Annotated in this window: 22 protein-coding genes and 1 pseudogene; 7 read left to right on the top strand and 16 right to left on the bottom strand. The window is 66.2% G+C overall.

Features of this window, described 5'->3' with window-relative positions; genetic code table 11:
- Positions 1-16: 16 nt before the first annotated feature.
- Together DIE12_RS10530 and DIE12_RS10535 are read right to left on the bottom strand one after the other, a co-directional pair.
- Complete coding sequence (locus DIE12_RS10530; RefSeq protein ID WP_124521911.1) at positions 17-1,270, bottom strand: DUF1479 domain-containing protein; 1,254 nt, start codon at positions 1,268-1,270, stop codon at positions 17-19.
- Between the two features lie 110 nt (positions 1,271-1,380).
- Positions 1,381-1,770 carry a VOC family protein gene (locus DIE12_RS10535; RefSeq protein ID WP_124521913.1) on the bottom strand — a complete coding sequence of 130 codons (390 nt, stop codon included), beginning with the start codon at positions 1,768-1,770 and terminating at the stop codon, positions 1,381-1,383.
- 72 nt (positions 1,771-1,842) lie between these two features.
- On the opposite strand from DIE12_RS10535, the gene DIE12_RS10540 reads away from it, so the two are divergent.
- Positions 1,843-2,832: an AraC family transcriptional regulator gene (locus tag DIE12_RS10540; RefSeq protein ID WP_124521915.1), complete on the top strand. Its 990-nt coding sequence runs from the start codon at positions 1,843-1,845 to the stop codon at positions 2,830-2,832.
- Positions 2,833-2,922: 90 nt separating this feature from the next.
- Here DIE12_RS10540 and gltA read toward each other — a convergent pair whose 3' ends face one another.
- The 7 genes from gltA to DIE12_RS10575 all read right to left on the bottom strand — a co-directional run bounded on the left by gltA (position 2,923) and on the right by DIE12_RS10575 (position 8,863).
- Positions 2,923-4,224 carry a citrate synthase gene (gene gltA / locus DIE12_RS10545; RefSeq protein WP_014899964.1) on the bottom strand — a complete coding sequence of 434 codons (1,302 nt, stop codon included), beginning with the start codon at positions 4,222-4,224 and terminating at the stop codon, positions 2,923-2,925.
- A 65-nt stretch (positions 4,225-4,289) separates the two neighbouring features.
- A complete protein-coding gene (locus DIE12_RS10550) occupies positions 4,290-4,562 on the bottom strand; it encodes a succinate dehydrogenase assembly factor 2 (protein ID WP_044843801.1) in 273 nt (90 codons plus the stop codon).
- Between the two features lie 8 nt (positions 4,563-4,570).
- The gene (locus DIE12_RS10555; RefSeq protein WP_011658352.1) at positions 4,571-5,272 is read right to left on the bottom strand and encodes a succinate dehydrogenase iron-sulfur subunit; all 702 of its coding nucleotides are present in this window, start codon (positions 5,270-5,272) and stop codon (positions 4,571-4,573) included.
- A 21-nt stretch (positions 5,273-5,293) separates the two neighbouring features.
- Positions 5,294-7,069, bottom strand: coding sequence for a succinate dehydrogenase flavoprotein subunit (gene sdhA / locus DIE12_RS10560; RefSeq protein WP_044843800.1), 1,776 nt, complete (start codon positions 7,067-7,069; stop codon positions 5,294-5,296).
- Positions 7,070-7,072: 3 nt separating this feature from the next.
- Complete coding sequence (sdhD, locus tag DIE12_RS10565; protein ID WP_006399546.1) at positions 7,073-7,441, bottom strand: succinate dehydrogenase, hydrophobic membrane anchor protein; 369 nt, start codon at positions 7,439-7,441, stop codon at positions 7,073-7,075.
- A gap of 4 nt (positions 7,442-7,445) precedes the next feature.
- The gene (sdhC, locus tag DIE12_RS10570; protein ID WP_012365678.1) at positions 7,446-7,862 is read right to left on the bottom strand and encodes a succinate dehydrogenase, cytochrome b556 subunit; all 417 of its coding nucleotides are present in this window, start codon (positions 7,860-7,862) and stop codon (positions 7,446-7,448) included.
- A 170-nt stretch (positions 7,863-8,032) separates the two neighbouring features.
- Positions 8,033-8,863 carry a GntR family transcriptional regulator gene (locus DIE12_RS10575; protein WP_082088449.1) on the bottom strand — a complete coding sequence of 277 codons (831 nt, stop codon included), beginning with the start codon at positions 8,861-8,863 and terminating at the stop codon, positions 8,033-8,035.
- A 288-nt stretch (positions 8,864-9,151) separates the two neighbouring features.
- On the opposite strand from DIE12_RS10575, the gene DIE12_RS10580 reads away from it, so the two are divergent.
- The 5 genes from DIE12_RS10580 (at position 9,152) to acnA (ending at position 16,304) form a co-directional block, all read left to right on the top strand.
- Positions 9,152-10,138 (top strand): malate dehydrogenase, encoded by a 987-nt coding sequence (locus tag DIE12_RS10580; protein ID WP_044843799.1) that lies wholly within the window; start codon positions 9,152-9,154, stop codon positions 10,136-10,138.
- A gap of 184 nt (positions 10,139-10,322) precedes the next feature.
- A complete protein-coding gene (locus DIE12_RS10585; protein WP_124521917.1) occupies positions 10,323-11,327 on the top strand; it encodes a CoA ester lyase in 1,005 nt (334 codons plus the stop codon).
- Between the two features lie 223 nt (positions 11,328-11,550).
- Positions 11,551-12,060 (top strand): hypothetical protein, encoded by a 510-nt coding sequence (locus tag DIE12_RS10590; protein WP_124521919.1) that lies wholly within the window; start codon positions 11,551-11,553, stop codon positions 12,058-12,060.
- A 22-nt stretch (positions 12,061-12,082) separates the two neighbouring features.
- Positions 12,083-13,534 carry a bifunctional 2-methylcitrate dehydratase/aconitate hydratase gene (locus tag DIE12_RS10595; RefSeq protein ID WP_124521921.1) on the top strand — a complete coding sequence of 484 codons (1,452 nt, stop codon included), beginning with the start codon at positions 12,083-12,085 and terminating at the stop codon, positions 13,532-13,534.
- A gap of 52 nt (positions 13,535-13,586) precedes the next feature.
- The gene (gene acnA / locus DIE12_RS10600) at positions 13,587-16,304 is read left to right on the top strand and encodes an aconitate hydratase AcnA (RefSeq protein ID WP_044845311.1); all 2,718 of its coding nucleotides are present in this window, start codon (positions 13,587-13,589) and stop codon (positions 16,302-16,304) included.
- A gap of 87 nt (positions 16,305-16,391) precedes the next feature.
- Here the strand turns inward: acnA and DIE12_RS10605 are convergent.
- From DIE12_RS10605 to DIE12_RS10625, 4 genes and pseudogenes are all read right to left on the bottom strand, one after another.
- Positions 16,392-17,610, bottom strand: a pseudogene (locus tag DIE12_RS10605) (ISL3 family transposase).
- A gap of 122 nt (positions 17,611-17,732) precedes the next feature.
- Entirely contained in the window at positions 17,733-18,170 is a 438-nt protein-coding gene (locus DIE12_RS10615) for a DUF1801 domain-containing protein (protein ID WP_124486403.1), read from the bottom strand.
- A complete protein-coding gene (locus tag DIE12_RS10620; protein WP_124486404.1) occupies positions 18,167-18,598 on the bottom strand; it encodes an SRPBCC domain-containing protein in 432 nt (143 codons plus the stop codon). The genes DIE12_RS10615 and DIE12_RS10620 overlap by 4 nt, the downstream gene beginning before the upstream one ends.
- A complete protein-coding gene (locus tag DIE12_RS10625) occupies positions 18,595-18,921 on the bottom strand; it encodes a helix-turn-helix transcriptional regulator (protein WP_044845308.1) in 327 nt (108 codons plus the stop codon). The genes DIE12_RS10620 and DIE12_RS10625 overlap by 4 nt, the downstream gene beginning before the upstream one ends.
- Positions 18,922-19,621: 700 nt before the next feature.
- On the opposite strand from DIE12_RS10625, the gene DIE12_RS10635 reads away from it, so the two are divergent.
- Complete coding sequence (locus DIE12_RS10635) at positions 19,622-21,361, top strand: protease pro-enzyme activation domain-containing protein (RefSeq protein WP_124521923.1); 1,740 nt, start codon at positions 19,622-19,624, stop codon at positions 21,359-21,361.
- Between the two features lie 82 nt (positions 21,362-21,443).
- On the opposite strand, the gene DIE12_RS10640 is transcribed toward DIE12_RS10635, so the two are convergent.
- The 3 genes from DIE12_RS10640 to DIE12_RS10650 all read right to left on the bottom strand — a co-directional run bounded on the left by DIE12_RS10640 (position 21,444) and on the right by DIE12_RS10650 (position 25,290).
- Positions 21,444-22,880, bottom strand: coding sequence for an MFS transporter (locus DIE12_RS10640; RefSeq protein WP_124521925.1), 1,437 nt, complete (start codon positions 22,878-22,880; stop codon positions 21,444-21,446).
- 261 nt (positions 22,881-23,141) lie between these two features.
- Positions 23,142-23,978 (bottom strand): ABC transporter permease, encoded by an 837-nt coding sequence (locus tag DIE12_RS10645; RefSeq protein WP_044845306.1) that lies wholly within the window; start codon positions 23,976-23,978, stop codon positions 23,142-23,144.
- A 37-nt stretch (positions 23,979-24,015) separates the two neighbouring features.
- A complete protein-coding gene (locus DIE12_RS10650; RefSeq protein ID WP_044845305.1) occupies positions 24,016-25,290 on the bottom strand; it encodes an ABC transporter permease in 1,275 nt (424 codons plus the stop codon).
- Positions 25,291-25,328: the final 38 nt, after the last annotated feature.

Below are 25,328 nucleotides of genomic sequence, written 5' to 3' on the forward strand. Positions count from 1 at the left end.
GCATGCGGCGCGTCCGTCATGCGCCGACGGGCGCGAACCCCATTTGCGCACGGCCCAGCGGCGTGAGATCGCCCTCGCCGCCGCGTCCGTCGAAGTCGACCTCGAAATGATCGGCCGGGAAATCCGGCGGGCTGTCGCCGCGCAGGAATGCGAGCCGCTGGCGCTGCAGGTACGCGTCGTTCTTCGCGCACCCGGGCGCGGCCGGGATGTACATCACGTTGCTGTCGCCGCTGCCGCGATGCGCATCCTCGACCGCATGCACGACGTCGCCGTGCCAGAACACCGCGTCGCCCGGCTCCATGTGCGGGATCGGCACCAGCGCGTCGAGCAGCAGCGCGTGCCATGCGGGCAGGATCGACAGCGCGCGGCCCGGACGCGCGCCGCACAGGTCGTCGTCGGCGACGTCGTCCTGCAGCGCGCGCAGCACGACATACGCCATCGCGTTCGCGACCGGAATCAGCTGCAGGGTGCCGTCGCCGGGCCCCTGCGGCGTCAGCGCGGTCCAGCCCTGGAACGTGCGGAACATCGAGCACACGGCCGGCGACGGGATCTCCTCGACGTCGGGGCGGAACGCCGCGTCGAACGGATCGTAATCGCGCCAGCGGCCGGCCAGCACGTGACGATAGACCTGCCGGAAATTCGCGCCGAGCCAGCGTTCGACAGAGCCGCCGTCGACATGCGGCGACAGCCCGAGCGACGTCGAACCCGGCGGCCGGCGGCGGATCCGGTCGGCGTAGGCCGGCACCTGGTCCGGGTCGAAATGCCTGCGCGCGCCGTCGGCATGACGCCACAGGCTGTTCAGGAACACGCGCGCCTGCGTGAGGGCCGGCGACTGCCGCGCGGCCACCTGCGGCTTCGACCAGTAGACGCCGTAGATCTGCGGCTTGCCCGATGCGAGATTGCCGAAGTAGCGGTCCTCGGCGCGTGCGTGCAGCCGCTCGGCGAAGCGGTTCGCATCCAGATAGGCGCCGATCTCGTCGTTCCAGTCGCGCGCCTGCTGCGCGTCGAATACGCCGCGGATCACCGCGGCGCCGTGCGTGCGGATCGCGGCGATCGCCTGCGGATCGACGGTGCCGTTCGCGATATCCGCGAATCGCAATACCGGGATCACGTCGCGGCCGTGCGCGTGCGCGCGACGGATCGCGTCGACCTGCCGCGCGATATCGCCCTCCAGTTCGCGGAACGTGGCCGCGTAACCGGGCAGATCGGCGCGCAGCGCCCTTTTCGCCGTGCGGATCGCAACCGGCAGATCGTCAATCGTCAGGTGCATCGTCGTCTCCTCGCTGAATCGTGTGGTGATGAGCATTCAGCGTATGGCGGACGCATCGCCGCCATCGGCACTATCCGGCCAACTATCGATACAATCCTGACAACCGCCTGCTACTCCGGACGATGGCAGACCACGCACAGCTTGTTGCCGTCCGGGTCGCGGAAATACGCGCCGTAGTAGTCGGGGTGATAGTGCGGCCGCAGGCCCGGCGGCCCTTCGCAGGTGCCGCCCTGCTGCAGCGCGAGCGCGTGGCAGCGGTCGACCTGCGCGCGGGTCGGCGCGTCGAATGCGATCGTATGGCCGTTGCCGGGTTCGGGCGCGCGGCCGTCGAGCGGCCGGCCGAGGAAGAACAGCGGCCGGTCGGTATCGGCCGGCATCCAGCCCGACCAGCCGTCCGGCTCGCTGAACTTCAGCCGCAGCCCGAGTTCCGCGAACAGCGGCGCGTAGAAGTCGTACGCGCGCGCGGTATCGCTGACGCCCACGCAAACATGTGAAAACATGGCATCGCTCCGTCGTGACGATCGATCACGATCATGCCACGGCGCGCTGCCCGCCCTCGCCCGGAGGCCGCGATGAAACCGCAGTACGAGCACGTGACGTTCGCCCCCGGCTGTTCGATCCGCGTGTACCACCGCCAGCTCGCGCGCATTCCGTTCGAATGGCACCGTCATCCCGAGTACGAACTGACGCTGACGCTGAACAGCCGCGGCCAGCGCTTCATCGGCGATCACGTCGCGCACTATGCGGACGACGATCTGGTGCTCGTGCCGCCCAACCTGCCGCATACGTGGTCGTCGAATGCGCGCATCGATCGCGCGGCGCCGGAAGTCGCGCTCGTCGTCTGGTTCGACGGTGACTGGGCACGACGCGTGGCCGACTGCTGCCCCGAGTACGCGCCGCTGCGCTCGCTGCTGCGGCGCGCGGCGCCCGGCCTCGCATTCGACGCCGATACGGCCCGTGCGATGCGCGCGCGGCTGCCGCAGTTGCTCGACCCTTCGCCGCGCATTCGCCTCGCGGCCGCACTCGACACGCTCGCCGATCTCGCGGACGCCGGCGGCGAACCGCTCGCCACCGCGCAGGCCTACGATCAACCCGATGCAGCGTCGCCGTCCGCGAACGCCGCCGCGCCCGAAGCCGAGAGGCTCGATCGCGTGCTCGACGCGATCGACCGGCAGTTCCACGAGCCGCTGCGCGTCGATGCGCTCGCGGCCGTCGCGCACATGTCCGAACGCACGCTGCAGCGGTTGTTCGTACGGCACCTCGGCGAAAGCGTCGGCCGCTACGTGCAGCGGCTGCGGCTCGCGCATGCGTGCCGCCATCTGGTCGGCACCAACTGGCCGATCGCGACGGTCGCCGCGCGCTGCGGCATTCCGAACGCCGCGAACTTCAACCGCCAGTTCCTCGCCGCGCGCGGGATGACGCCCGGCGCATACCGGCAGTTCTTCGCGCAGCACGGCCACGCGCCCGACAGCGACCCCGGCACCGACTCGCCGCCGCTCGACACACGCCCGCCGTCGCTGGAACGCCGCGCCGGCTCGGGCCAGCGTCGGCCGCGCAAATGAAAACACCCCGGCGGGATGTCCCACCGGGGTGTCGGGGCGTTGCAGTTGCCGGACGCGAGCGGCCTTGCGGCCGTTCGCGCCGCGCACGACTTAACGTGCGTTGATCGGCTTCGCTTCGCGCGGCGTGTCGCCGATGAACAGCTGACGCGGACGGCCGATCTTCTGTTCCGGATCCGCGATCATTTCGTTCCACTGTGCGATCCAGCCGACCGTACGTGCCATTGCGAAGATACACGTGAACATCGACGTCGGGATGCCCAGCGCGCGCTGGACGATACCCGAGTAGAAGTCGACGTTCGGGTACAGCTTGCGCGACACGAAGTATTCGTCTTCCAGCGCGATCTTCTCGAGCTGCATCGCGAGCTTGAACAGCGGGTCGTCGTGCAGGCCGAGTTCGTTCAGCACTTCGTAGCACGTTTCGCGCATCAGCTTCGCACGCGGGTCGTAGTTCTTGTACACGCGGTGACCGAAGCCCATCAGCTTCACGCCCGAATTCTTGTCCTTCACCTGCTTGATGAATTCGGGGATGTTGTCCGGCGAACCGATCTGCTCGAGCATGTTCAGCGCGGCTTCGTTCGCACCACCGTGCGCCGGGCCCCACAGACAAGCGATACCGGCCGCGATACACGCGAACGGGTTCGCGCCCGACGAGCCGGCCAGGCGGACCGTCGACGTCGATGCGTTCTGCTCGTGATCGGCGTGCAGGATCAGGATGCGGTCGAGTGCGCGGACGAGCACGTCGTTGACCTTGTACTCTTCGCACGGGTTCGAGAACATCATGTGCATGAAGTTCGCGCTGTACGACAGCGAGTTCTTCGGATACACGAACGGCTGGCCGATGCTGTACTTGTACGCCATCGCGACGAGCGTCGGCAGCTTCGCGATCATGCGGATCGCCGACACTTCGCGGTGACGCGGGTCGTTGATGTCGAGCGAGTCGTGGTAGAACGCGGACAGCGCGCCGACCGCGGCGACCAGGATCGCCATCGGGTGCGCGTCGCGACGGAAGCCGCGGAAGAAGAAGTGCATCTGCTCGTGCACCATCGTGTGCTTCGTGACGGTGTCGACGAATTCCTTCTTTTGCGCCGCGTTCGGCAGCTCGCCCTTCAGCAGCAGGTAGCAGGACTCGAGAAAGTCGGCGTTCTGCGCGAGGTTGTCGATCGGGTAGCCGCGGTACAGCAGTTCGCCCTTGTCGCCGTCGATGTACGTGATCGCCGAATTACAAGCTGCCGTCGACATGAAGCCCGGGTCGTACGTGAACTTGCCGGTCTGGCCGTACAGCTTGCGGATGTCGATCACGTCCGGGCCCATCGTGCCCTTGTAGATCGGCAGTTCGACGCTCGGCGAGTTGTCGCTGAACGATAGCGTGGCTTTAACATCAGACGGAGTCATGGCACATCCTCAATCGAAAATAGAAACGGGATTCGATAACGGGCACAGCGCGTTACACCTTGGCGTTACACGTTGCGCAGCATCTCCAACAGCCGGTGAATATCCTGGCTGTCTAGGTCGCCCTCTGGTTCCTTGCGCGCGAGGAGCAAGTCCATCAGGTCGTTGTCGCTCAGATCGAGCAGGCGCGACAACGCGCCTACGTCTGCATCGGTGAGGTCATGCTCGTATCTGCTGAAGAAACGCTCGAATACGATGTCGTTTTCCAGCAGACCCCGCCGCGCGCGCCAGCGGAGGCGCGCGCGACGGTGCGGGTCGGATTGATGCGAATCGTCGCTCATCACAAACTTTAAACCGCGCGGCGAACCATCAGTTCCTTGATCTTGCCGATCGCCTTCGTCGGGTTCAGGCCCTTCGGGCAAACGTCGACGCAGTTCATGATCGTGTGGCAACGGAACAGACGGTACGGGTCTTCCAGGTTGTCGAGACGCTCGCCGGTGGCGGTGTCGCGGCTATCCGCGATGAAGCGGTAAGCCTGCAGCAGGCCGGCCGGGCCGACGAACTTGTCCGGGTTCCACCAGAAGCTCGGGCACGACGTCGAGCAGCTCGCGCACAGAATGCACTCGTACACGCCATCGAGTTCGTCGCGTTCTTCCGGCGACTGGAGGCGTTCCTTCTCCGGCGGCGGCGCGTCGTTGATCAGGTACGGCTTGATCGAGTGATACTGGTTGAAGAAGTGCGTCATGTCGACGATCAGGTCGCGCACGACGGGCAGGCCCGGCAGCGGGCGCAGCACAATCTTCTGCGGCAGGTCGTTCAGGTTCGTCAGGCACGCGAGACCGTTCTTGCCGTTGATGTTCATCGCGTCCGAACCGCACACGCCTTCGCGGCACGAACGGCGGAACGACAGCGTCTCGTCGACGGCCTTCAGCTTGACCAGTGCGTCGAGCAGCATGCGCTCATGCTGGATCTCGAGCTCGTACGTCTGCATGCGCGGTGCCGCGTCCTTGTCCGGATCGTAGCGGTAGACTTCAAAAATGCGTTTTGCCATTTCGGATTCCTTTGACTCGGCTTAGAACGTGCGCGGCTTCGGCGGCACGGAGTCGACCGTCAGCGGCTTCATTTGAACCGGCTTGTAGTCGAGGCGATCGCCTTCGCTGTACCACAGCGTGTGGCGCAGCCAGTTGTCGTCGTCGCGGTGTTCGTAATCGCTGTGCGCGTGCGCGCCGCGGCTTTCCTTGCGCGCTTCCGCCGACACCATCGTCGCGCGGGCGACTTCGATCAGGTTCTCCAGCTCGAGCGCTTCGACGCGCGCGGTGTTGAACACCTTCGACTTGTCCTTCAGGTGGATGTTTTCCACGCGGGCCTTCAGGCCGGCCATCTGGTCGACGCCTTCCTTCAGCAGCGCCGACGTGCGGAACACGCCTGCGTGCTTCTGCATCGTCGCACGGATGTCGTTCGCGACGTCCTGCGTGTACTCGCCCGAGCTCGACTTGTCGAGCTTGTTCAGACGCGCCAGCGAGAACTCGCCTGCATCGGCCGGCAGCGGCTTGTGTTCCTTCTGGTTCTTCACGTGCTCGACGATGTGGTTGCCGGCCGCACGGCCGAACACCACGAGGTCCAGCAGCGAGTTCGTGCCGAGGCGGTTCGCGCCGTGCACGGACACGCACGAGCATTCGCCCACTGCGTAGAAGCCGTTGACCGGATCCTTGTGGCCGCGCGACGTGCCGACGACCTGACCGTGGATGTTGGTCGGGATGCCGCCCATCTGGTAGTGGATCGTCGGGACGACCGGGATCGGTTCCTTGATCGCGTCGACGTTCGCGAACTTCAGCGCGATTTCGCGGATCGACGGCAGACGCTTCATGATCGTCTCGGCGCCGATGTGCGACAGGTCGAGCAGCACGTGATCCTTGTTCGGACCCACGCCGCGGCCTTCCTTGATTTCCTGGTCCATCGAACGCGACACGAAGTCACGCGGCGCCAGGTCCTTCAGCGTCGGTGCGTAGCGTTCCATGAAGCGCTCGCCGTTCGCGTTGCGCAGGATACCGCCTTCGCCGCGCACGCCTTCGGTGATCAGCACGCCCGCGCCAGCCACGCCGGTCGGGTGGAACTGCCAGAACTCCATGTCCTGCAGCGCGATGCCCGAGCGGGCAGCCATGCCGAGGCCGTCGCCGGTGTTGATGAACGCGTTGGTCGATGCCGCGAAGATCCGGCCTGCACCGCCCGTCGCGAACAGCGTCGTCTTGCCTTCCATGATGTAGACGTCGCCCGTCTCCATCTCGAGGGCCGTCACGCCGAGCACGTCGCCGTCCGCGTCGCGGATCAGGTCGAGCGCCATCCATTCGACGAAGAACTGCGTCTTCGCCTCGACGTTCTGCTGGTACAGCGTGTGCAGCAGCGCGTGACCGGTACGGTCGGCGGCCGCGCATGCGCGCTGGACCGGCTTCTCGCCGTAGTTCGCGGTGTGGCCGCCGAACGGACGCTGGTAGATCGTGCCGTCCGCGTTACGGTCGAACGGCATGCCGAAGTGTTCCAGTTCGTACACGACGTTCGGTGCTTCGCGGCACATGAACTCGATCGCGTCCTGGTCGCCGAGCCAGTCGGAACCCTTGATCGTGTCGTAGAAGTGGAAGTGCCAGTTGTCTTCGCTCATGTTGCCGAGCGACGCGCCGATGCCGCCCTGTGCGGCCACCGTGTGCGAACGGGTCGGGAACACCTTCGACAGCACGCCGACCGACAGGCCCGCGCGCGACAGTTGCAGCGCTGCGCGCAAGCCCGAGCCGCCCGCGCCGACGATCACCACGTCGAACTTGCGGCGCGGCAGGGAAGTTTTGATTGCAGCCATTCTTTACACTCTCCAGAGAATCTGCGCGGCGTAGCCCGCACATGCGAGCAGCCAGACGATGGTCAGCGATTGCAGCAGCAGGCGCACACCGACGGGCTTCACGTAGTCCATCCAGATGTCGCGCACGCCGACCCATGCGTGGTAGAAGAGGGAAAGCAGCGTCACGAAGGTCGCGAGCTTCATCCATTGCGCGGAGAAGATCGATGCCCAGCCTTCGTACGAGAAGTCATGCGCGCCGAAGAACAGGACGAGCAGAATGACCGTGTAGACCGCCATGATCGTGGCGGTGACGCGCTGCGCGAGCCAGTCGCGCAGGCCGTAGTGAGCGCCGACGACGAGGCGCTTCGAGCCGATTCGGTTATTGGCTGCCATTTTCTTAGAATGCTCCGAACAGTTTGAGTGCCATGGCGATCGTCAGCGCGATCGAGACGACAAAGACGACGACGGCCGTCCGCTTGCCGCCTTCCTTCGAGACGGCGTCGTGGTTGACGTCCATCAGCAGGTGGCGAATGCCGGCGCAGAAATGGTGGAGGAACGCCCAGGACAGCGCGAGGACGATCAGCTTGACGACGATGTTGGAGAGGAAAGCCTTGAAGACTTCGAAGCTGAGCTCGGAGGTGAGGCTCTGGTCGAAGAGGAACAGCAGGAACGGCAGGAACAGGAACAGCAGCGCGCCGCTGACTCGGTGGAGAATCGACAATATCGCCGCCAGCGGCATGCGATATTTCAAGGTGATGTCGCCGATTCCGATGTTCCGGTATTCCGGCCTCGGCTTTCTTACTGCGTCAGTCATGCTAGACCCCTACTATGTTGTCACACTAATCCGCGATTTTAGCGCCTTTTTATATCGCGCTGCAGCGAAAGTCTGCTCTGGATCATTACGCGAACGGGAATAAAGGCGGCCCGAAACGTGCTACGCGAAAACGGGAAACCCGCGTGCACGCTGCTTGTGCCGATCCGTCGTCAGCTCAAGTCATTCTGATAGTAATACCCGGTTGTGACATACCAGCCGCGCCGCACTTCCACCGGCCGGTCTCCGTATGTATAGGACACGCGCTCGACCGACAGCAACGGAAAACCCGCCGGCACGTGCAGCAGGTCGGCCACCGCCGGCTCCGCCGCCACGGCGCGGATCTTCTCCGTCGCGCGGATCATCCGCGTGCCGAATTCCGTCTCGAACATCGCGTAGAGCGGACCCTTGTACTCGCTCAGCCGCTCGAACGTCAGCCCGCGGAACATCGCGCCCGGCAGCCAGATCTCGTCGAGCACCGTCACTTCGTTCTCGAATTCCAGCAGGCGACGCACCTGCACGACCGGATCGGCCGGCTTCAGGTCGAGCTGCCGCGCGATCTCGGCCGGCGCGCGCAGGCGCCGGCATTCGAGCAGGCGGCTCACGTGCGGATGCTCGGCGCCGTCGTCGGCCAGCAGCCGCAGGAAGCGGAACTGCGCGCGATCCTCATTGTGCGTCGCAACAAAAGTACCCTTGCCTTGCCGCCGGACCACGAGGTTTTCCGCGGCCAGCTCGTCGATCGCCTTGCGAACGGTGCCCTGGCTGACCTTGTAACGGGCAGCCAGCTCCACTTCGCTCGGGATGATCTCGCCCGGCTTCCATTCACCGGATTCGAGACTTTGCGTGATCAATGACTTGATCTGCTGGTATAACGGACTGAAGGTCGGCGACGGCGAAGCGGCAGGCGCAGGCGCCGGCACGGAATCGCCCGCGCCCGGCTGCCCTGGGCCGCCTGCGCCGGTCGGATTCGCGTTGTTCGCCTGGTTCGATGTCATGGCGCGCATTTCATCACAAACCGCGCTTTTCCGTCCACTCAAATTCCGCAAAACATCTGTCTTATATAAGACATATGATACCGTTTGACTTTGGGTCCATCGGCTCCTACACTCCGGGGCGAGCAAGGGTTCGCGGGTGCAAAATGCGTCCCCGGCTACGTGCCACGGCCGTCTCCAGGTTCACCGCGTCTGCCTTTCGCGAATCCTCCGCCCTGCTTCAATGCAACGCTACGCGTAACGCGCATAGAATGGCGTTTTGCCTAGCGTCCACCGCTTCACCCGTCCTGGAGATTTTCAATGGCTAAGCCCGCAAAGCGCGTTGCCGTCACCGGCGCCGCAGGTCAAATCGCTTACTCCCTGCTGTTCCGCATCGCGAACGGCGACCTGCTCGGCAAGGACCAGCCGGTCATCCTGCAACTGCTCGACCTCCCGCAAGCCCAAGCCGCCGTCAAAGGCGTCGTGATGGAACTCGACGATTGCGCGTTCCCGCTGCTCGCGGGCGTCGTGATCACCGACGATCCGAAGGTTGCATTCAAGGATGCAGACGTCGCGCTGCTGGTCGGTGCACGTCCGCGCTCGAAGGGCATGGAGCGCAAGGACCTGCTGTCGGCGAACGCCGAGATCTTCACGGTCCAGGGCGCTGCGCTGAACGAAGTCGCGAGCCGCGACGTGAAGGTGCTGGTCGTCGGCAACCCGGCGAACACCAACGCGTACATCGCGATGAAGTCGGCACCGGATCTGCCGAAGAAGAACTTCACGGCGATGCTGCGCCTCGACCACAACCGCGCGCTGTCGCAGCTCGCCGCCAAGTCGGGCAAGCCGGTCGCGTCGATCGAGAAGCTCGCCGTGTGGGGCAACCACTCGCCGACGATGTACCCCGACTTCCGCTTCGCGACCGTCGAAGGCGAGTCGCTGCTGAAGCTGATCAACGACGACGTGTGGAACCGCGACACGTTCATCCCGACCGTCGGCAAGCGCGGCGCGGCGATCATCGAAGCGCGCGGCCTGTCGTCGGCGGCGTCGGCAGCCAACGCGGCGATCGACCACGTGCGTGACTGGGTCCTCGGCACGAACGGCAAGTGGGTCACGATGGGCATCCCGTCGGACGGCTCGTACGGCATCCCCGAAGACATCATCTACGGTGTGCCGGTCACGTGCGAAAACGGTGAGTACAAGCGTGTCGAAGGCCTCGAAATCGACGCGTTCTCGCGCGAGAAGATGGACGGCACGCTGGCCGAGCTGCTCGAAGAGCGCGACGGCGTCGCCCACCTGCTGAAGAACTAAGCAGGCTGCACGGCCGGGCCGCCTGCGGGCGGCCCGGTCACGGCACGGGCGGCGGGGCTGCAACCGGCCCCACCGCCCGATCCGATCCGGGCACGTTTTGCCGCTCGAGGCGCCCCGCGCGCCGGCCCAGAACGTGCCCGAATCCGATTTTCTCCACGTTGCCCGCTTCCTTGACGTAGAAGAGATGTCCGCGCTCACTCCTGCACAAGTGCTGTACGACGGGGCGTCCCCGCCCGCGATCCTGCCCTGCTGCGATCACTACGCGGGCAGCGAGAAGCTGATGCGCAAGTCGCTCACGCTCCAGGCCGAACTCGGCCCCGTGTTCGACATCACGCTCGACTGCGAGGACGGCGCGGCCGTCGGCCAGGAAGCCGCGCACGCGCAGCTCGTCGCCGAACTCCTCGGCGGCGCCGAGAACCGCTTCGGGCGGGTCGGCGTCCGCATCCACGACTTTTCCCATCCCCACTGGCGCGACGACGTGCGCATCGTGCTGCGCGCCGCGCGCGCGCCGGCCTACGTCACGCTGCCGAAGATCGCGAGCGCCGCCGACGCGGCCGAGATGGTCGCGTTCATCGAAGGCACGCGCCGCGAGCTCGGCCTCGCGCAGCCGATTCCGGTGGATGTGCTGGTCGAGACGCACGGCGCGCTCGCCCAGGCGGCCGCCCTCGCCGCGCTGCCGCTGGTCGGCACGCTGAGCTTCGGGCTGATGGACTTCGTGTCCGCGCATCACGGCGCGATTCCCGATGCGGCGATGCGCTCGCCCGGCCAGTTCGACCACCCGCTCGTGCGCCGCGCGAAGCTGGAAATCGCCGCCGCCTGCCATGCGCACGGCAAGACGCCGTCGCACAACGTGACGACGGAAGTGCGCGACATGGCCGTCGTCGCCGGCGACGCACGCCGCGCGCGCGATGAGTTCGCGTTCACGCGGATGTGGAGCATCCATCCCGCGCAGATCCGCCCGATCGTCGACGCGTTCGCGCCGCGCACCGATGAAGTCGCGCTGGCCGCCGACATCCTGCTGGCAGCGCAGGCCGCCGACTGGGGCCCGACGCGCCACGGCGATACACTGCACGATCGCGCGAGCTACCGCTATTACTGGTCGGTGCTGCGCCGCGCACGGGCGACCGGCCAGCCGGTGCCGGCCGAGGCCGCGCCGCTGTTCGGCCCGGCCGCCGGAGACGCGCGGTGAGCGCGCGCCGACACACGAATTTCATCGAATCACCGGGGCGCGAACCCGAGACGGGTTGGCGAAACGACAAAAAACGTAACGGAGCCCGAAAACCTGATATGAGCGCGGCCAAATAGGTGAAAATAGCGGCCGCTGCGCGCTTCCGGGGCGCGTGCAGTTTCAAACTGGCCGGCGGTGTCAGCTGCCGGCCCTTGTCAACTGATTATCGAAAGGTTCTGACTCCATGAAGAAACTCCTGATCGCTACCGCCATCGGCGCCTTGTCCGCCACGATGCTGGTGTCGGCTCCGAGCGCGTTCGCCCAGGATACGGCGACGACTGCGAAGAAGACGGCCAAGCGCCCGGCGCCGGCCAAGCGCATCGTTCCGCGCAGCAAGAAGGCGCAGGCGCGTGCCGCGGCCAAGGTCGATCCGGTACCGGACGGCGCGGCCAAGTGGTCGTGCAAGGACGGCCTGTCGTTCGACCTCGCCGGCGACATGAAGCGTGACCAGGTCGTCACGGTTCACTGGGCGAAGAAGAACTACAAGCTGCCGCGTCAGACCACGACGACGGGCGCCGACACGTTCTATGATCCGGCAGCAGGCTTCAAGCTGGTCGTGATCCCGAGCAAGGCGATGCTGTTCAGCGACGCGAACGGCGGCGAGCGTCTCGCCGACGAATGCGTGACGCCGGAAATGGCGCAAGGCACGCCGGCTCCGACGCAATCGAACGAGCTGAAGCCGGCAACGAACTAAGCGCGCTCTCCCGAGCTCCTCGATGTCCGCCTCGGTCTCCAACGTCCGCCCCGCTCCGGATACGGTACTCGTCGATATCGTCGACTACGTGCTGAACACCGGCATCGACAGCGCGCTCGCGCTGGAGACGGCGCGTCATTGCCTGATCGACACGCTCGGATGCGGACTCGAGGCGCTGTCCTACCCGGCCTGCACCAAGCTGCTCGGCCCCGTCGTGCCGGGCACGATCGTGCCGAACGGCGCGAAGGTGCCCGGCACGTCCTTCCAGCTCGATCCCGTCCAGGCTGCTTTCGACCTCGGCGCGATGATCCGCTGGCTGGACTTCAACGACACCTGGCTCGCCGCCGAATGGGGTCATCCGTCCGACAACCTCGGCGGGATCCTGGCGACGGCCGACTGGCTGTCCCGCACGGCCGTCGCGGCCGGCAGGAAGCCGCTTGCGATGCGCGACGTGCTCGTCGCGATGATCCAGGCCCACGAGATCCAGGGCTGCCTCGCACTCGAGAATTCATTCAACGCAGTCGGGCTCGACCACGTGCTGCTCGTGAAAGTGGCGTCGACGGCCGTCGTCGGCCGCCTGCTCGGGCTCACGCGCGACGAGCTGATCAACGCGGTATCCAACGCATTCGTCGACGGCCACGCGCTGCGCACCTACCGCCACGCGCCGAACACCGGTTCGCGCAAGTCGTGGGCGGCCGGCGACGCGACGTCCCGCGCGGTGCGCCTCGCGCTGATCGCGAAAACGGGTGAAATGGGCTACCCGTCGGCGCTCACCGCGAAAACCTGGGGCTTCTACGACGTGCTGTTCGACGGCAAGCCGTTCCGCTTCCAGCGCCCGTACGGAACGTACGTGATGGAAAACGTGCTGTTCAAGATCGCGTTTCCCGCCGAATTCCATGCGCAGACGGCCGCCGAGGCCGCGCTGCAGCTGCACGCGCAGCTCGCCGCGGCGGGCCGCACGACCGACGAAATCAGCCGGATCACGATCCGCACGCACGCGGCCGCGATCCGCATCATCGACAAGCAGGGCCCGCTCGCCAATCCGGCCGATCGCGACCACTGCATCCAGTACATGGTCGCCGTGCCGCTGCTGTTCGGCCGGCTGACCGCGGCCGATTACGAAGACGCGGTCGCCGCCGATCCGCGCATCGACGCGCTGCGCGCGAAAACCGTGTGCGTCGAGGATCCGCAGTTCACGAAGGATTACCATGACCCGGCCAAGCGGTCGATCGCGAATGCGCTGACGATCGAATTCGCGGACGGGTCGACGCTTGCCGAAGTAGCGGTCGAATACCCGATCGGCCATCAGCGACGCCGTGCGGACGGCATCCCGCTCCTGGTCGAGAAGTTCCGGACCAACCTCGCCCGCCGTTTCCCGGCAAAGCAGCAACAAGCGATTCTCGACGTGTCGCTGGACCAGGCAAAGCTCGAAGCGATGCCGGTCGATGAGTACGTCGACTTGTATGTGATATAGCCGTCATCTACAGGACTCTTTGTTTCCTAGCCTTAAACCCAGGAAAATCACCATGGCCCACAATCTCCACAAGACCCTCAAGGAATTCGACAGCGGTTCCGGCAAAGGCAAGTTCTACTCGCTGCCGCAGCTCGGCAAGGAACTGAAGACGAAGATCGAGCGCCTCCCGGTGTCGATCCGTATCGTGCTCGAGTCCGTGCTGCGCAACTACGACGGCAAGAAGATCACCGAAGAACACATCGAGCAGCTCGCGAACTGGCAGCCGACCGCGAAGCGCGTCGACGAGATTCCGTTCGTGGTGTCGCGCGTCGTGCTGCAGGACTTCACGGGCGTGCCGCTGCTCGCCGACATCGCGGCCATGCGCGGCGTCGCGGAGCGTTCGGGCAAGAATCCGAAGAAGATCGAGCCGCTGGTCCCGGTCGATCTCGTCGTCGACCACTCGGTGCAGATCGACTACTTCCGCCAGAAGGACGCGCTCGACCTGAACATGAAGCTGGAATTCCAGCGCAACAACGAGCGCTACCAGTTCATGAAGTGGGGCATGCAGGCGTTCGACACGTTCAAGGTCGTGCCGCCGGGCGTCGGCATCGTCCACCAGGTGAACCTCGAATATCTCGCGCGCGGCGTCCACAAGAAGACGGACGGCGGCGACACCGTGTACTACCCGGATACCCTCGTCGGCACGGACAGCCACACGACGATGATCAACGGCATCGGCGTGGTCGGCTGGGGCGTGGGCGGCATCGAGGCCGAAGCCGGCATGCTCGGCCAGCCGGTGTACTTCCTGACGCCGGACGTCGTCGGCGTCGAGCTGAAGGGCAAGCTGCGCGAAGGCGTGACGGCCACCGACCTGGTGCTGACGATCACCGAAATGCTGCGCAAGGAAAAGGTCGTCGGCAAGTTCGTCGAATTCTTCGGCGAAGGCACGAAGTCGCTGTCGCTGCCGGACCGCGCAACGATCGGCAACATGGCGCCGGAATACGGCGCGACGATGGGCTTCTTCCCGGTCGACGAAAAGACCATCGAATACTTCGAAGGCACGGGCCGCACGAAGGCGGAAATCGCCGCGTTCGAGAACTACTTCAAGGCCCAGAAGCTGTTCGGCATTCCGAAGGCGGGCGACATCGACTACACGAAGACGGTCACGCTGGATCTCGCCACGGTCGCCCCGTCGCTGGCCGGCCCGAAGCGCCCGCAGGACCGCATCGAGATCGGCAACGTCAAGTCGACGTTCACCGAGCTGTTCTCGAAGCCGGTCGCGGAAAACGGCTTCGCGAAGAAGGCGGACGACCTGAACGCGCAGTACACGACGAGCAACGGCGTCGACGTGAAGAACGGCGACGTGCTGATCGCCGCGATCACGTCGTGCACGAACACGTCGAACCCGAGCGTGCTGCTGGCTGCCGGCTTGCTGGCGAAGAAGGCCGTCGAAGCCGGCCTGACCGTCGCGCCGCACATCAAGACCTCGCTCGCGCCGGGATCGCGCATCGTCACCGAATACCTGACGAAGACGGGCCTGCTGCCCTACCTCGCGAAGCTCGGCTTCGAAGTCGCCGCCTACGGCTGCACGACCTGTATCGGCAACGCGGGCGACCTGACGCCGGAACTGAACGAAGCGATCACGAAGAACGACATCGTCGCGGCAGCCGTGCTGTCGGGCAACCGTAACTTCGAGGCGCGCATCCACCCGAACATCCGCGCGAACTTCCTCGCGTCGCCGCCGCTGGTCGTCGCCTACGCGATCGCCGGCAACATCACGCGCGACCTGATGACCGAGCCGGTCGGCAAGGGCAAGGACGGCTACGACATCTACCTCGGCGACATCTGGCCGACGAGCGAGGAAATCCACGCGCTGCTCAAGTTCGCGCTCGACCCGAAGAAGTTCGAGGACAACTACTCGAAGCTGACCAAGAAGGGCGACCTCTGGAGCAAGATCGAGGGCGAGACGGGCCAGGTCTACGACTGGCCGAAGTCGACCTACATCGCGGAGCCGCCGTTCTTCGGCAACGACTTCTCGATGGAGCCGGCCGATTCGATCCCGACGGTCAAGGGCGCGCGCGCGCTGGGCATCTTCGGTGACTCGGTCACGACCGACCACATCAGCCCGGCAGGCTCGATCAAGGAAGATTCGCCGGCAGGCAAGTGGCTGAAGGAGAACGGCGTGCAGAAGGCCGACTTCAACAGCTACGGTTCGCGCCGCGGCAACCACGACGTGATGATGCGCGGCACGTTCGCGAACGTCCGGATCAAGAACCTGATGATCCCGGCGAAGGCGGACGGCACGCGCGTCGAAGGCGGCCTGACGATTCACCAGCCGAGCGGCGAACAGCTGTCGATCTACGATGCGGCGATGAAGTACGTCGACGCCGACACGCCGACCGTCGTGTTCGCGGGCGAAGAGTACGGCACGGGCTCGTCGCGCGACTGGGCCGCGAAGGGCACGCAGCTGCTCGGCGTGAAGGCCGTGATCGCACGCAGCTTCGAGCGGATCCACCGCTCGAACCTGGTCGGCATGGGCGTGCTGCCGCTGCAGTTCAAGGGCGCGGACAGCATCCAGTCGCTCGGCATCACCGGCGAAGAGACCTACGACATCGAAGGCCTCGGCGACGACTTCAAGCCGCAGCAGGACGTCACGCTCGTGATTCACCGCAAGAACGGCGAAACGACCCGCGTGCCGGTGCTGCTGCGCATCGATACGCCGATCGAAGTCGATTACTACAAGCACGGCGGTATCCTGCCGTTCGTGCTGCGCTCGCTGCTCGCAGCGTAAGCGCGCGGCTTTTGCAGGTGCCGCAGCCGCCTCGCGGCGGTTGCGGCCGATTTGGATGCCCGACCTCGTGTCGGGCTTTTTTTTGGTTCATCGAGGATTACCGGGGAACGCGGCGCGGATCTTGAGGAAGAAGTATTCGTCGTCGCGGTACCCGTAAGCCCGACGCTTGATGACCTTGATGGTGTTGTTGATGCCTTCAACGACGCTGGTATTGAGCGGATGGCGGCAGCGAGTAACGATTCCGTGCCAGTAGCCCTGCAGGCGCTCGGCGAACTTTTGCAGGGCAGCGATCCCGCTTTGTTGAGCCTGCTCGAACCATTGCTCCCAAGCCTTTTGCGCCCAGGCCGGTTTTTGGTAGAACCAGAGCCGCTTGAGCTCGTCGCGTAACACGTAGACGCATAACAGCGCCTGATTGGCCGCCAGCAATTCCTTCAGGTGCACGGCCTGATCCGGCTTGAGGTTGTGGCGGTTGCGCAGCAACAGCCAGCGGCTGGACTTCAGAACCTTGCGGGCTGGCTTGTCATGTCGGAGTTGATTGGCCTGATCGACCCGCACCCGATCGATCACTTCGCGGCCGTACTTCCACCACGTGGTACAGGTCGAAGACGATTTCCGCCTGCGGACACTGTTCCCTGATTTCGAGTTCATAGGCCGTGGTCATGTCGATCGCGACCGCTTCGATACGCTTGGCCGCGCCTTCGGGAAGCTGTTCGAAGAAGGCCCGGGCCGTCTCACGCGAGCGTCCCGGCCCGATCCAAAGTACTTGCCGGCTGATCGGGTCGACCACCACCGTGGCGTAGCGATGGCCTTTATGCAGCGCGAACTCGTCCATCGCCAGATAGCGGATCGTCGACCAGTCCGGCTCGGCCACGCGGGCACGCAAGCGCATCTTGTCAATTGATTTGACCGTGTGCCAGCCCAGATCGTAGAAGGCCGCCACCGCCTGCACGCTGGCCGCTTGCAACAACTTCTCGCAGGCCTTGGCGAAGCGCTCCGTTACTCGCTGGTAACGGCCCAGCCACGCCAGCTTCTCCAACCGCGGACCGCCGCAGCGTTCGCACCAGACCCGACGACGGGGGACGTGCAGCACCACCCGGTACTCGAACAGCGGCAGGTCACGCACCCGGCGAACCGTTGTCTCGTGGATCTGCTGGCAGCGTGCCCCGCATTGCTCGCAGTACATGACCTTGTTGACCGGCTTCAAATACAGCGACAGCGTGCGGCCTTCGCCTTCCGGCCATTCCACTCGCTCCAACCGATAGCCGGTCCAGCAGCCCAGCGTCTGAAGTGCCTTACGATCGAGCAATTGCCTCTCCTGACGTCCTTAAAGTCAGGCGTCAGGTTACGCAATCGCTCCCAAACCCTCCACGGTTTCCTGCGATGAACCTTTTTTTTGCCTGCGCGGCGGTGTGCCGGCGCGCCGCCGCGTCATGCGGCCTTGTCGGCGCGTGTCCTGCCGCCTGCGGCCGGCCGCGCGTTCTTCTTCAGGTGCGCGCGGTTGTAGTCGATCGCCGCGCGAACGAGACGCTTCAGCGCCCGTTTGTCGAGCTTGTCGCCTTCGAGGAAATCGATCGCACGCCGCGCATTGCCTTCAAGGCCCGCATTGAACAGCCCATCGGGATCGGACAGGTGCGCGCCATGCATGAACGTGAGCTTCACCTTGCCCTTGTGCGCGTTCGCGACCGCGATCATCCCGTCGCACGACCATACGGGGCTGCCCATCCATTTCCATTCCTCGACGATGTCCGCTTCGGCGTCGAGGATTGTCTGGCGGAGATCGGCGAACGTCTTGCCGCGCCAGTCGGCAATACCGGCGATCAGCGCGTCGATGCGTTCCGACGGGCTCGGGTCCGATGCCGCGCTCATGAGCGGGCCTCCGTGCCTTCGTCAGGACGGGCCAGCACCTGTTCGAGCGACTCGAAGAACCGCGCCCACCCGTGCTGCGCACCACGGTACGCCTGCTCCTGATCCGCGCGGAAACCGGCCTGCTCCATCCGCAACAGCGTGCCGACCGGCGTCGGCGTGAGCGTCCAGGTGACGACGCTTTCCAGGCCGTACGCGGCCCACGTGTAGGACAGCACGCGCTGCGGCTCGATCGTCAGCAACGTGCAGTCGACCGAACCCCAGTCCGCGCGGAAGCTGAACGCGCGGCCCGCGACGGGCTCGAAATCGCTCTGCATCAGCCATGCCTCGATCAGATGCGGTTGCGTGAGCGCACGCCAGACCTTCTCCGGCGGATGCGACAGTTCCCGTTCGACGACGACGGTGCGTGTTTCAGTGGTGGCCTGGTTCATGACTGATCCATCCTCTTGAGCAGATCTTCGAGCGCGTCGAACCGGTTCTGCCAGAAGCCTGCCATCTGGCTGGTCCAGTCGATCAACGGAGTCAGCGCTTGCGGCTGTGCGCTGTAGTGCGTCTGCCGGCCTTCGTGACGGTCGCTCACGAGCCCGGCCTGCTTCAGTACTCCTAGATGCTTCGATACCGCCGGCTGCGTCACGCCTGCGTGCGCCGTCAGCGCGGCAACCGTCAGCTCGCCCTCCTCGCACAGCCGCTCGAAGAGCGCGCGGCGGGTCGGATCGGCGAGCGTCCTGAACAGCATGTCGGGAACGTTTTGCATGGCTTGATTCATAACCCGATAGTTATGGATTCAAGAATATCCCCGGATCGACGCACGTCAAGGAGCGATTTCGCAGGAAGCATCAGGCGATCCTGCAGCGGGGCCGTTCGCCGGAACGGACGGAATGGCGGCGAATCGGCTTGCGAAGAACATCACGCGCGCGTCGAGGCAGCGCCACCGTCCGATTCGAGCGTTTCTTCTAATCTGCTCGCCGGACGCTCCAACCGAAAGCACGCTGCAAGACTCGCCACTACGTCGTTCCACAGTTCGGGAAACGCGCGCGATCGACGGGTTCCGTTTTTATGCATTCGCGCATTCGTACGTCGTCGCGCCGGCCGCGCGGCAACGCCTGACCACATATTGCAACGCGCAATGCGTTCACGCGCGATCGAAAGCGCCGCTCACACACGGTCCTTCGCTCTGCAATCGCGCGCAATCCACTGCCGAAACGAACGAGTCGTGCGCGCAAACGCCAGCGACCGATGCGCGGTCGCGTGGCGAACCGGTTCCCTTTGCCGCGGGCCGCTGCCGCATGCATGAACGACGCATCGCCGGCACGCGAGCACGCCGATGTCAGAACTGACAGCTATGGAAACTGGCAGCTACCTGAACGGCACCGACGCCCTACGCTCGTCACCGCTCACGGCCCCACAAGGGCCGGGGCTTCCAGCAACGTCGTCTCTCCTAAAAAGGACTCCCGATGAAAAGGAACGCCTGGTTTGCCCTTCCCCTTCCGTCGCCGCGCCGCCTCGCGTGCGCGTGGCCGCTCGTGCTCGCCGCCGGCGCGGCACATGCGGCGACGGATTGGGTCGACACCCACACGAAGGCCTTTCTGACCGGCCCGCAATTGATGGCGCGCAGCGCCGCACCGTCGCTCGAACTCGCGGCCGGCGAAACGGCCGACATCGTCGTCAGCCTGAAGCTGCGCAACGCGGCGCAGCTCAAGCAGCTCGCGCACGACGTGAACCGGCCCGGCAACGCGCATTACCGCCAGTACCTGACGCACGAACAGTTCCTCGCCAGCTACGCGCCGACCGACGCGCAAGTGAAATCGGTCGTCGACTATCTGCGCAAGAGCGGCTTCGTGAACATCGAGGTCGCGCCGAACCGGCTGCTGGTGTCCGCGCGCGGCACGGCCGGCACGGTGAAGACCGCGTTCAACACGTCGCTCGTGCACTTCGAGTACGCGGGCCGCTCGGGCTTCGCGAACGCGTCGACCGCGCAGGTGCCGCGCGCGCTCGGCGACGTCGTCGGCTCGGTGCTCGGGCTGCAGAACGTCGCGCGCGCACGGCCGATGCTGCGCATCGGCAACGTCGCGAAGCCGCAGGCGCTCGCGGCCGGCACGGCCACCGGCCACTATCCGAAGGAATTCCCGGGCCTCTACAACGCGACCGGCGTGCCGACCGCGGCCGGCGTGAGCGTCGGCATCATCACGATCGGCGGCGTATCGCAGACGCTGCAGGACCTGAAGCAGTTCACGTCGAGCAACGGCTACGGCACGGTCGCGACCCAGACCGTGAAGACCAACGGCACCGGCACGACCGGCAGCTACAGCGACGACCAGGACGGCCAGGGCGAATGGGATCTCGACAGCCAGTCGATCATCGGCTCGGCCGGCGGTCAGGTCGGCAAGCTCGTGTTCTACATGGCGGACCTGAACGCCGCCGGCAACACGGGGCTCACGCAGGCGTTCAACCGCGCGGTGTCGGACAACACCGCGAAGGTGATCAACGTGTCGCTCGGCTGGTGCGAGACCGACGCGAACGCGGACGGCACGATCGACGCCGAAGAGCAGATCTTCACGACGGCTGCCGCGCAGGGTCAGACGTTCTCGGTGTCGTCGGGCGACGAAGGCGTGTACGAGTGCAACAACCGCGGCTATCCGGACGGCGCGAACTACACGGTGTCGTGGCCGGCCGCGTCGCCGCACGTGCTCGCGATCGGCGGCACGACGCTGTACACCACGTCGGCGGGTGCGTTCTCGAACGAAACGGTGTGGAACGAAGGCCTCGACGGCAACGGCAAGCTGTGGGCGACGGGCGGCGGCGTCAGCACGGTGCTGCCGGCGCCGGCGTGGCAATCGGGCAGCAATCGTCAGTTGCCCGACGTATCGTTCGATGCCGCACAAAGCACCGGCGCGTACATCTACAACTACGGCCAGTTGCAGCAGATCGGCGGCACGAGCCTCGCTGCGCCGATCTTCACCGGCTTCTGGGCGCGTCTGCTCGCGGCGAACGGCACGGGTATCGGTTTCCCGGCTGCGAAGTTCTATGCGGACATCCCGTCGAATCCGTCGCTCGTGCGCTATGACGTCGTGTCAGGGAACAACGGCTATCAGGGGTATGGCTACAGAGCAGGCACCGGCTGGGATCTGACGACCGGCTTCGGCAGCCTGAACATCGCGAACCTCAACAAGCTGATCCAGACGGGCGGCTTCTGAGCCCGACGCGACGGCCGGCGCGCGGCGGTCGTTCGCCGCGCACCGGCCGGGAAAGATACGGGCAGCGGGCGGGCGCGGAGCCCTACTCCGTCGCCCGCTCGTTCGTCGCTGTCGTCGCTGTCGTCGCGACCGAGGCGACCGGCGCGCCGGCCCGGTGCGATGGCGCGAAGAGCCGCAGCCCGCTCGCCACGCTCGCCGCCGCGGCAAAACCCGCCCCGAGCATCAGCGCGAGCGTCGGCCCGTGACGCCCCGCGATCCCGAACGACAGCGCGACGAGCGCCGCGCCGGTCGTCTGCCCGATCAGCCGCGCGGTCGCGATGATCCCGCTCGCACCGCCGCTGCGCTCGGGCGGCGCGCTCGACATCAGCGCCTTCAGGTTCGGCGACTGGAAGAAGCCGAAGCCCGCGCCGCACAGCATCATCCGCCAGCCGATGTCGACGACGCTCGGCGCTGCCGGCAACGCGGCGAGCGACACCATCCCCGCGCTCAGCAGCGCGAGCCCGATCGCACCGAGCAATCCGGGCGGATAACGGTCGGACAAGCGGCCCGCGATCGGCGCGGCGAGCGCGACGATCGCCGACCACGGCGTCATCAGGAACCCGGTCTCGACCGCGTCGCGATGCAGGACGGTTTCGAAGTAGAACGGCAGCGACACGAACGCGAGCCCCTGCGCGGCAAACGCGCACACGGCCGTCAGCGCGGACAGCGTGAACACGGGTCGGCGAAACAGGTCGACCGGGAGCATCGGCGCCGGGTGCCCGGCCTGGCGGCGGATCAGCAGCCAGCCGAACGCGAGCGCGACCGCGGCGGCCGCGAACACGACGGACAGCGGCCCGCGCTGCGCGAATTCGCCGAGCGCGAAGATCAGCGACGCGAACGTGATCACGTTGAACAGCGCGGCGAGCGGATCGAACGCGTGCTTGCCCCGCGCCGTCTGCGGCAGCGACGGAATCGCCACGGCAAGCGCGAGCACGCCGAGCGGCACGTTCACCGCGAACAGCCACGGCCACGCGGCCAGCGACAGGATCAGCGACGCGATCGTCGGCCCCACCGCGAACGACACGCCGACGACGAGCGCGTTGAAGCCGACGCCGCGCCCGAGCCGGTGCGCGGGAAACAGGTTGCGGATCAGCGCGACGTTCACGCTCATGATCGCGCTCGCGCCGAAGCCCTGCACGATCCGCGCCGCCGTCAACTGCGGCAGCGTCGCGGCGAGGGAGCAGCCGAGCGACGCGAGCGTGAACACCGCGAGGCCGCCGACATACACGCGCTTGTGGCCGACGATGTCGCCGAGCGACGCGAACGGCAGCAGCGTCGCGACCATCGCGAGCTGGTACGCGTTGATGATCCACACCGACGCGGCCGGCGACGCGTGCAGGTCGGCGGCGATCGCAGGCAGCGCGGTGTTCGCGATCGCGGTGTCGAGCGTCGCGAGCGCGACGGCCAGCAGCACGGCGGACATCGCGCGCCAGTTGACGGCCGGCTCCCGGGTGCCGGCGGGGGATGCGAATTCGGACAAGATGAGGCTCGGCTGACTGACGAGCGACGCGCGGCGTCGCGGATTGAGCGGCGCGGCAACGGGCGCTCCGTGCGTGCGACGGCAACGGAACGCGCGGCACCACGAGCCGTATTGTTGCAGAGCCGCATCGAACGTGCAGGCAACCGCTTCGTCAGTCAGCGAAACGAAAGCTTCGCCGCGCCGGATCAGGTGCGCGGCTTCGTCGAGAACGCAACGATCGCCGGCCCGGCAGCCGGCTCAACGTCACGCATCCGGCCGCCGTTACGACACCGCGCGCCGCGCGTTGCGGCCGCGCAGCCATTCGAGCGCGAGCAGCAGGCTCGTCGAGAAGATGATCAGGATCGTCGCGAGCGCGGCGATCGTCGGGCTGATGTTCTCGCGAATGCCGGTGAACATCTGGCGCGGCAGCGTCGTCTGGTCCGCGCCCGCGAGGAACAGCGTGACGACGACTTCGTCGAACGACGTCGCGAACGCGAACAGCGCGCCCGACATCACGCCCGGCGCGATCACCGGCAGCGTCACGCGGAAGAACGTCGTGACGGGGTTCGCGCCGAGCGACAGGCTCGCGCGCACCAGGTTCTGGTTGAAGCCCTGCAGCGTCGCGGCCACGGTCGTCACGACGAACGGCACGCCGAGCGCCGCGTGCGCGGCGATCAGGCCGGTGTAGGTGTTCGCGAGCCCGAGCGGCGCGAAGAACAGGTACATGCCGACGCCGACCACGACGACCGGCACGATCATCGGCGACAGCAGCACGGCCATCAGCAGCCCCTTGCCGCGGAAGTCCGCCTTCGTGAGGCCGATCGCGGCGAGCGTGCCGAGCACGGTCGCGACGACGGTCGCCGACGGCGCGACGATGAAGCTGTTCTTCGCGGCCATCCGCCACTCGTCGGATGCGATCAGGTTCTCGTACCAGCGCGTCGAGAAGCCCGGAATCGGATAGACGAGGAACGTGCTCGACGAAAACGACAGCGGCACGATCGCGAGCACCGGCAGGATCAGGTACAGCAGCGTCAGCACGACGAGCACGCGCAATGCGACGTACCACGCGCGCTCGGCGAACGACATGTGCGGCGCGAACAGCGGCCTGGCGAGTTTCATGGTCGGCTTCCCCTTCCCGTTTTCCTGTCCCCGGCGCTCAGCCGAGGCTCACGTTGGTGCGCGTGAAGCGCCCGTACACCGCATACAGCACCAGCGTCGCCGCGAGCAGCAGCCCGCCGAGCGCGCACGCCATGCCCCAGTTGATCGTCACGTTGGTGAAGTACGCGACGTAGTAGCTGACCATCTGGTCGTTCGGCCCGCCGAGCAGCGCGGGCGTGATGTAGTAGCCGATCGCGAGGATGAACACGAGCAGCGCGCCCGCGCCGACGCCCGGATAGGTCTGCGGCACGTACACGCGCCAGAACGCGGCGAACGGATGGCTGCCGAGCGACACGGCCGCGCGCTGGTAGGTCGGCGGGATCGACTTCATCACGCTGTACAGCGGCAGGATCATGAACGGCAGCAGGATGTGCGTCATCGAGATGTACACGCCGACGCGATTGAACAGCAGCGTCAGCGGATGCGAGATCAGCCCGGCGCCGATCAGCGCGGTGTTGATCAGCCCCTCGCTCTGCAGCAGCACGATCCATGCGGCGACGCGCACCAGCACCGAGGTCCAGAATGGAATCAGCACGAGGATCATCACGAGGTTCGCGCGGCGCTCGGACAGCGTCGAGATCCAGTACGCGAGCGGATAACCGAGCAGCAGCGCGAACAGCGTGACCGCGACGCCGATCACGAACGTGCGGCCGAAGATCGCCAGATAGATCGACTGGTCGGGATCGGCCCGCACGATCTGGCCGAAGCCGTCCTGCTTGTGGTCGAGCGCGGCGAGCAGGTAGAACGGCGACACCTGGCTGCCGTTCTTCGCGATCGCCTGCCAGTACGCGGGTTCGCCCCAGCGCGAATCGAGGTCGATCAGCTTCGCGCGGGTCTGCGCGGGTGTCAGCGCCGCGGTGCCCGCGCCCTCCTCGCCCTTCAGCGGCATCGCGCGCGCCGTCTTCGCGACGAGCGAGCGGTAGCCGGGAATCTCGGTGTTCAGGCGCCGCGCGAGCGCGCCCATCGCCTCGCTGTCGGCGACCTTCGTCATGTCGGCCGCCAGTGCGGCATACGCGGCATCGGCCGGCGGTGTCTTGCGGTCCCAGCCCGACAGCGCGGCCACCGTGTTCGGCAGCGCGGTCGCGATCTCCGGGTTCTGCACCGCGCGCGTGAGCAGCGTGCCGATCGGCACGACGAAGATGAGCAGCAGGAAGATCGCGAGCGGCGCGATCAGCAGCAACGCCATCGTGCGCTTGCGGGCCTCGGCGGCCTTCAGCTCGCGCTTGAGCGCGGCTGTCGACGGCGAGGAAGGAGCGATCGTCATCGTGTTCAACGGTTCTCTCCGGCCGGGCTCGATCCGGCGGAATGCCG

It is taken from the genome of Burkholderia sp. Bp9015, assembly GCF_003853505.1.
Classification (GTDB): domain Bacteria; phylum Pseudomonadota; class Gammaproteobacteria; order Burkholderiales; family Burkholderiaceae; genus Burkholderia.

Bases quoted from the DNA above. Each gene is read 5' to 3' on its own strand.
- DIE12_RS10580 (WP_044843799.1), top strand. From the start codon at position 9,152: ATGGCTAAGCCCGCAAAGCGCGTTGCCGTCACCGGCGCCGCAGGTCAA.
- DIE12_RS10535 (WP_124521913.1), bottom strand. From the start codon at position 1,770: ATGTTTTCACATGTTTGCGTGGGCGTCAGCGATACCGCGCGCGCGTAC.
- DIE12_RS10595 (WP_124521921.1), top strand. From the start codon at position 12,083: ATGTCCGCCTCGGTCTCCAACGTCCGCCCCGCTCCGGATACGGTACTC.
- DIE12_RS10645 (WP_044845306.1), bottom strand. From the start codon at position 23,978: ATGAAACTCGCCAGGCCGCTGTTCGCGCCGCACATGTCGTTCGCCGAG.
- DIE12_RS10530 (WP_124521911.1), bottom strand. From the start codon at position 1,270: ATGCACCTGACGATTGACGATCTGCCGGTTGCGATCCGCACGGCGAAA.
- DIE12_RS10615 (WP_124486403.1), bottom strand. From the start codon at position 18,170: ATGAGCGCGGCATCGGACCCGAGCCCGTCGGAACGCATCGACGCGCTG.
- gltA (WP_014899964.1), bottom strand. From the start codon at position 4,224: ATGACTCCGTCTGATGTTAAAGCCACGCTATCGTTCAGCGACAACTCG.
- DIE12_RS10555 (WP_011658352.1), bottom strand. From the start codon at position 5,272: ATGGCAAAACGCATTTTTGAAGTCTACCGCTACGATCCGGACAAGGAC.
- acnA (WP_044845311.1), top strand. From the start codon at position 13,587: ATGGCCCACAATCTCCACAAGACCCTCAAGGAATTCGACAGCGGTTCC.
- DIE12_RS10540 (WP_124521915.1), top strand. From the start codon at position 1,843: ATGAAACCGCAGTACGAGCACGTGACGTTCGCCCCCGGCTGTTCGATC.
- DIE12_RS10590 (WP_124521919.1), top strand. From the start codon at position 11,551: ATGAAGAAACTCCTGATCGCTACCGCCATCGGCGCCTTGTCCGCCACG.
- DIE12_RS10575 (WP_082088449.1), bottom strand. From the start codon at position 8,863: ATGCGCGCCATGACATCGAACCAGGCGAACAACGCGAATCCGACCGGC.
- DIE12_RS10620 (WP_124486404.1), bottom strand. From the start codon at position 18,598: ATGAACCAGGCCACCACTGAAACACGCACCGTCGTCGTCGAACGGGAA.
- DIE12_RS10625 (WP_044845308.1), bottom strand. From the start codon at position 18,921: ATGCAAAACGTTCCCGACATGCTGTTCAGGACGCTCGCCGATCCGACC.
- sdhC (WP_012365678.1), bottom strand. From the start codon at position 7,862: ATGACTGACGCAGTAAGAAAGCCGAGGCCGGAATACCGGAACATCGGA.
- sdhD (WP_006399546.1), bottom strand. From the start codon at position 7,441: ATGGCAGCCAATAACCGAATCGGCTCGAAGCGCCTCGTCGTCGGCGCT.
- DIE12_RS10635 (WP_124521923.1), top strand. From the start codon at position 19,622: ATGAAAAGGAACGCCTGGTTTGCCCTTCCCCTTCCGTCGCCGCGCCGC.
- sdhA (WP_044843800.1), bottom strand. From the start codon at position 7,069: ATGGCTGCAATCAAAACTTCCCTGCCGCGCCGCAAGTTCGACGTGGTG.
- DIE12_RS10585 (WP_124521917.1), top strand. From the start codon at position 10,323: ATGTCCGCGCTCACTCCTGCACAAGTGCTGTACGACGGGGCGTCCCCG.
- DIE12_RS10550 (WP_044843801.1), bottom strand. From the start codon at position 4,562: ATGAGCGACGATTCGCATCAATCCGACCCGCACCGTCGCGCGCGCCTC.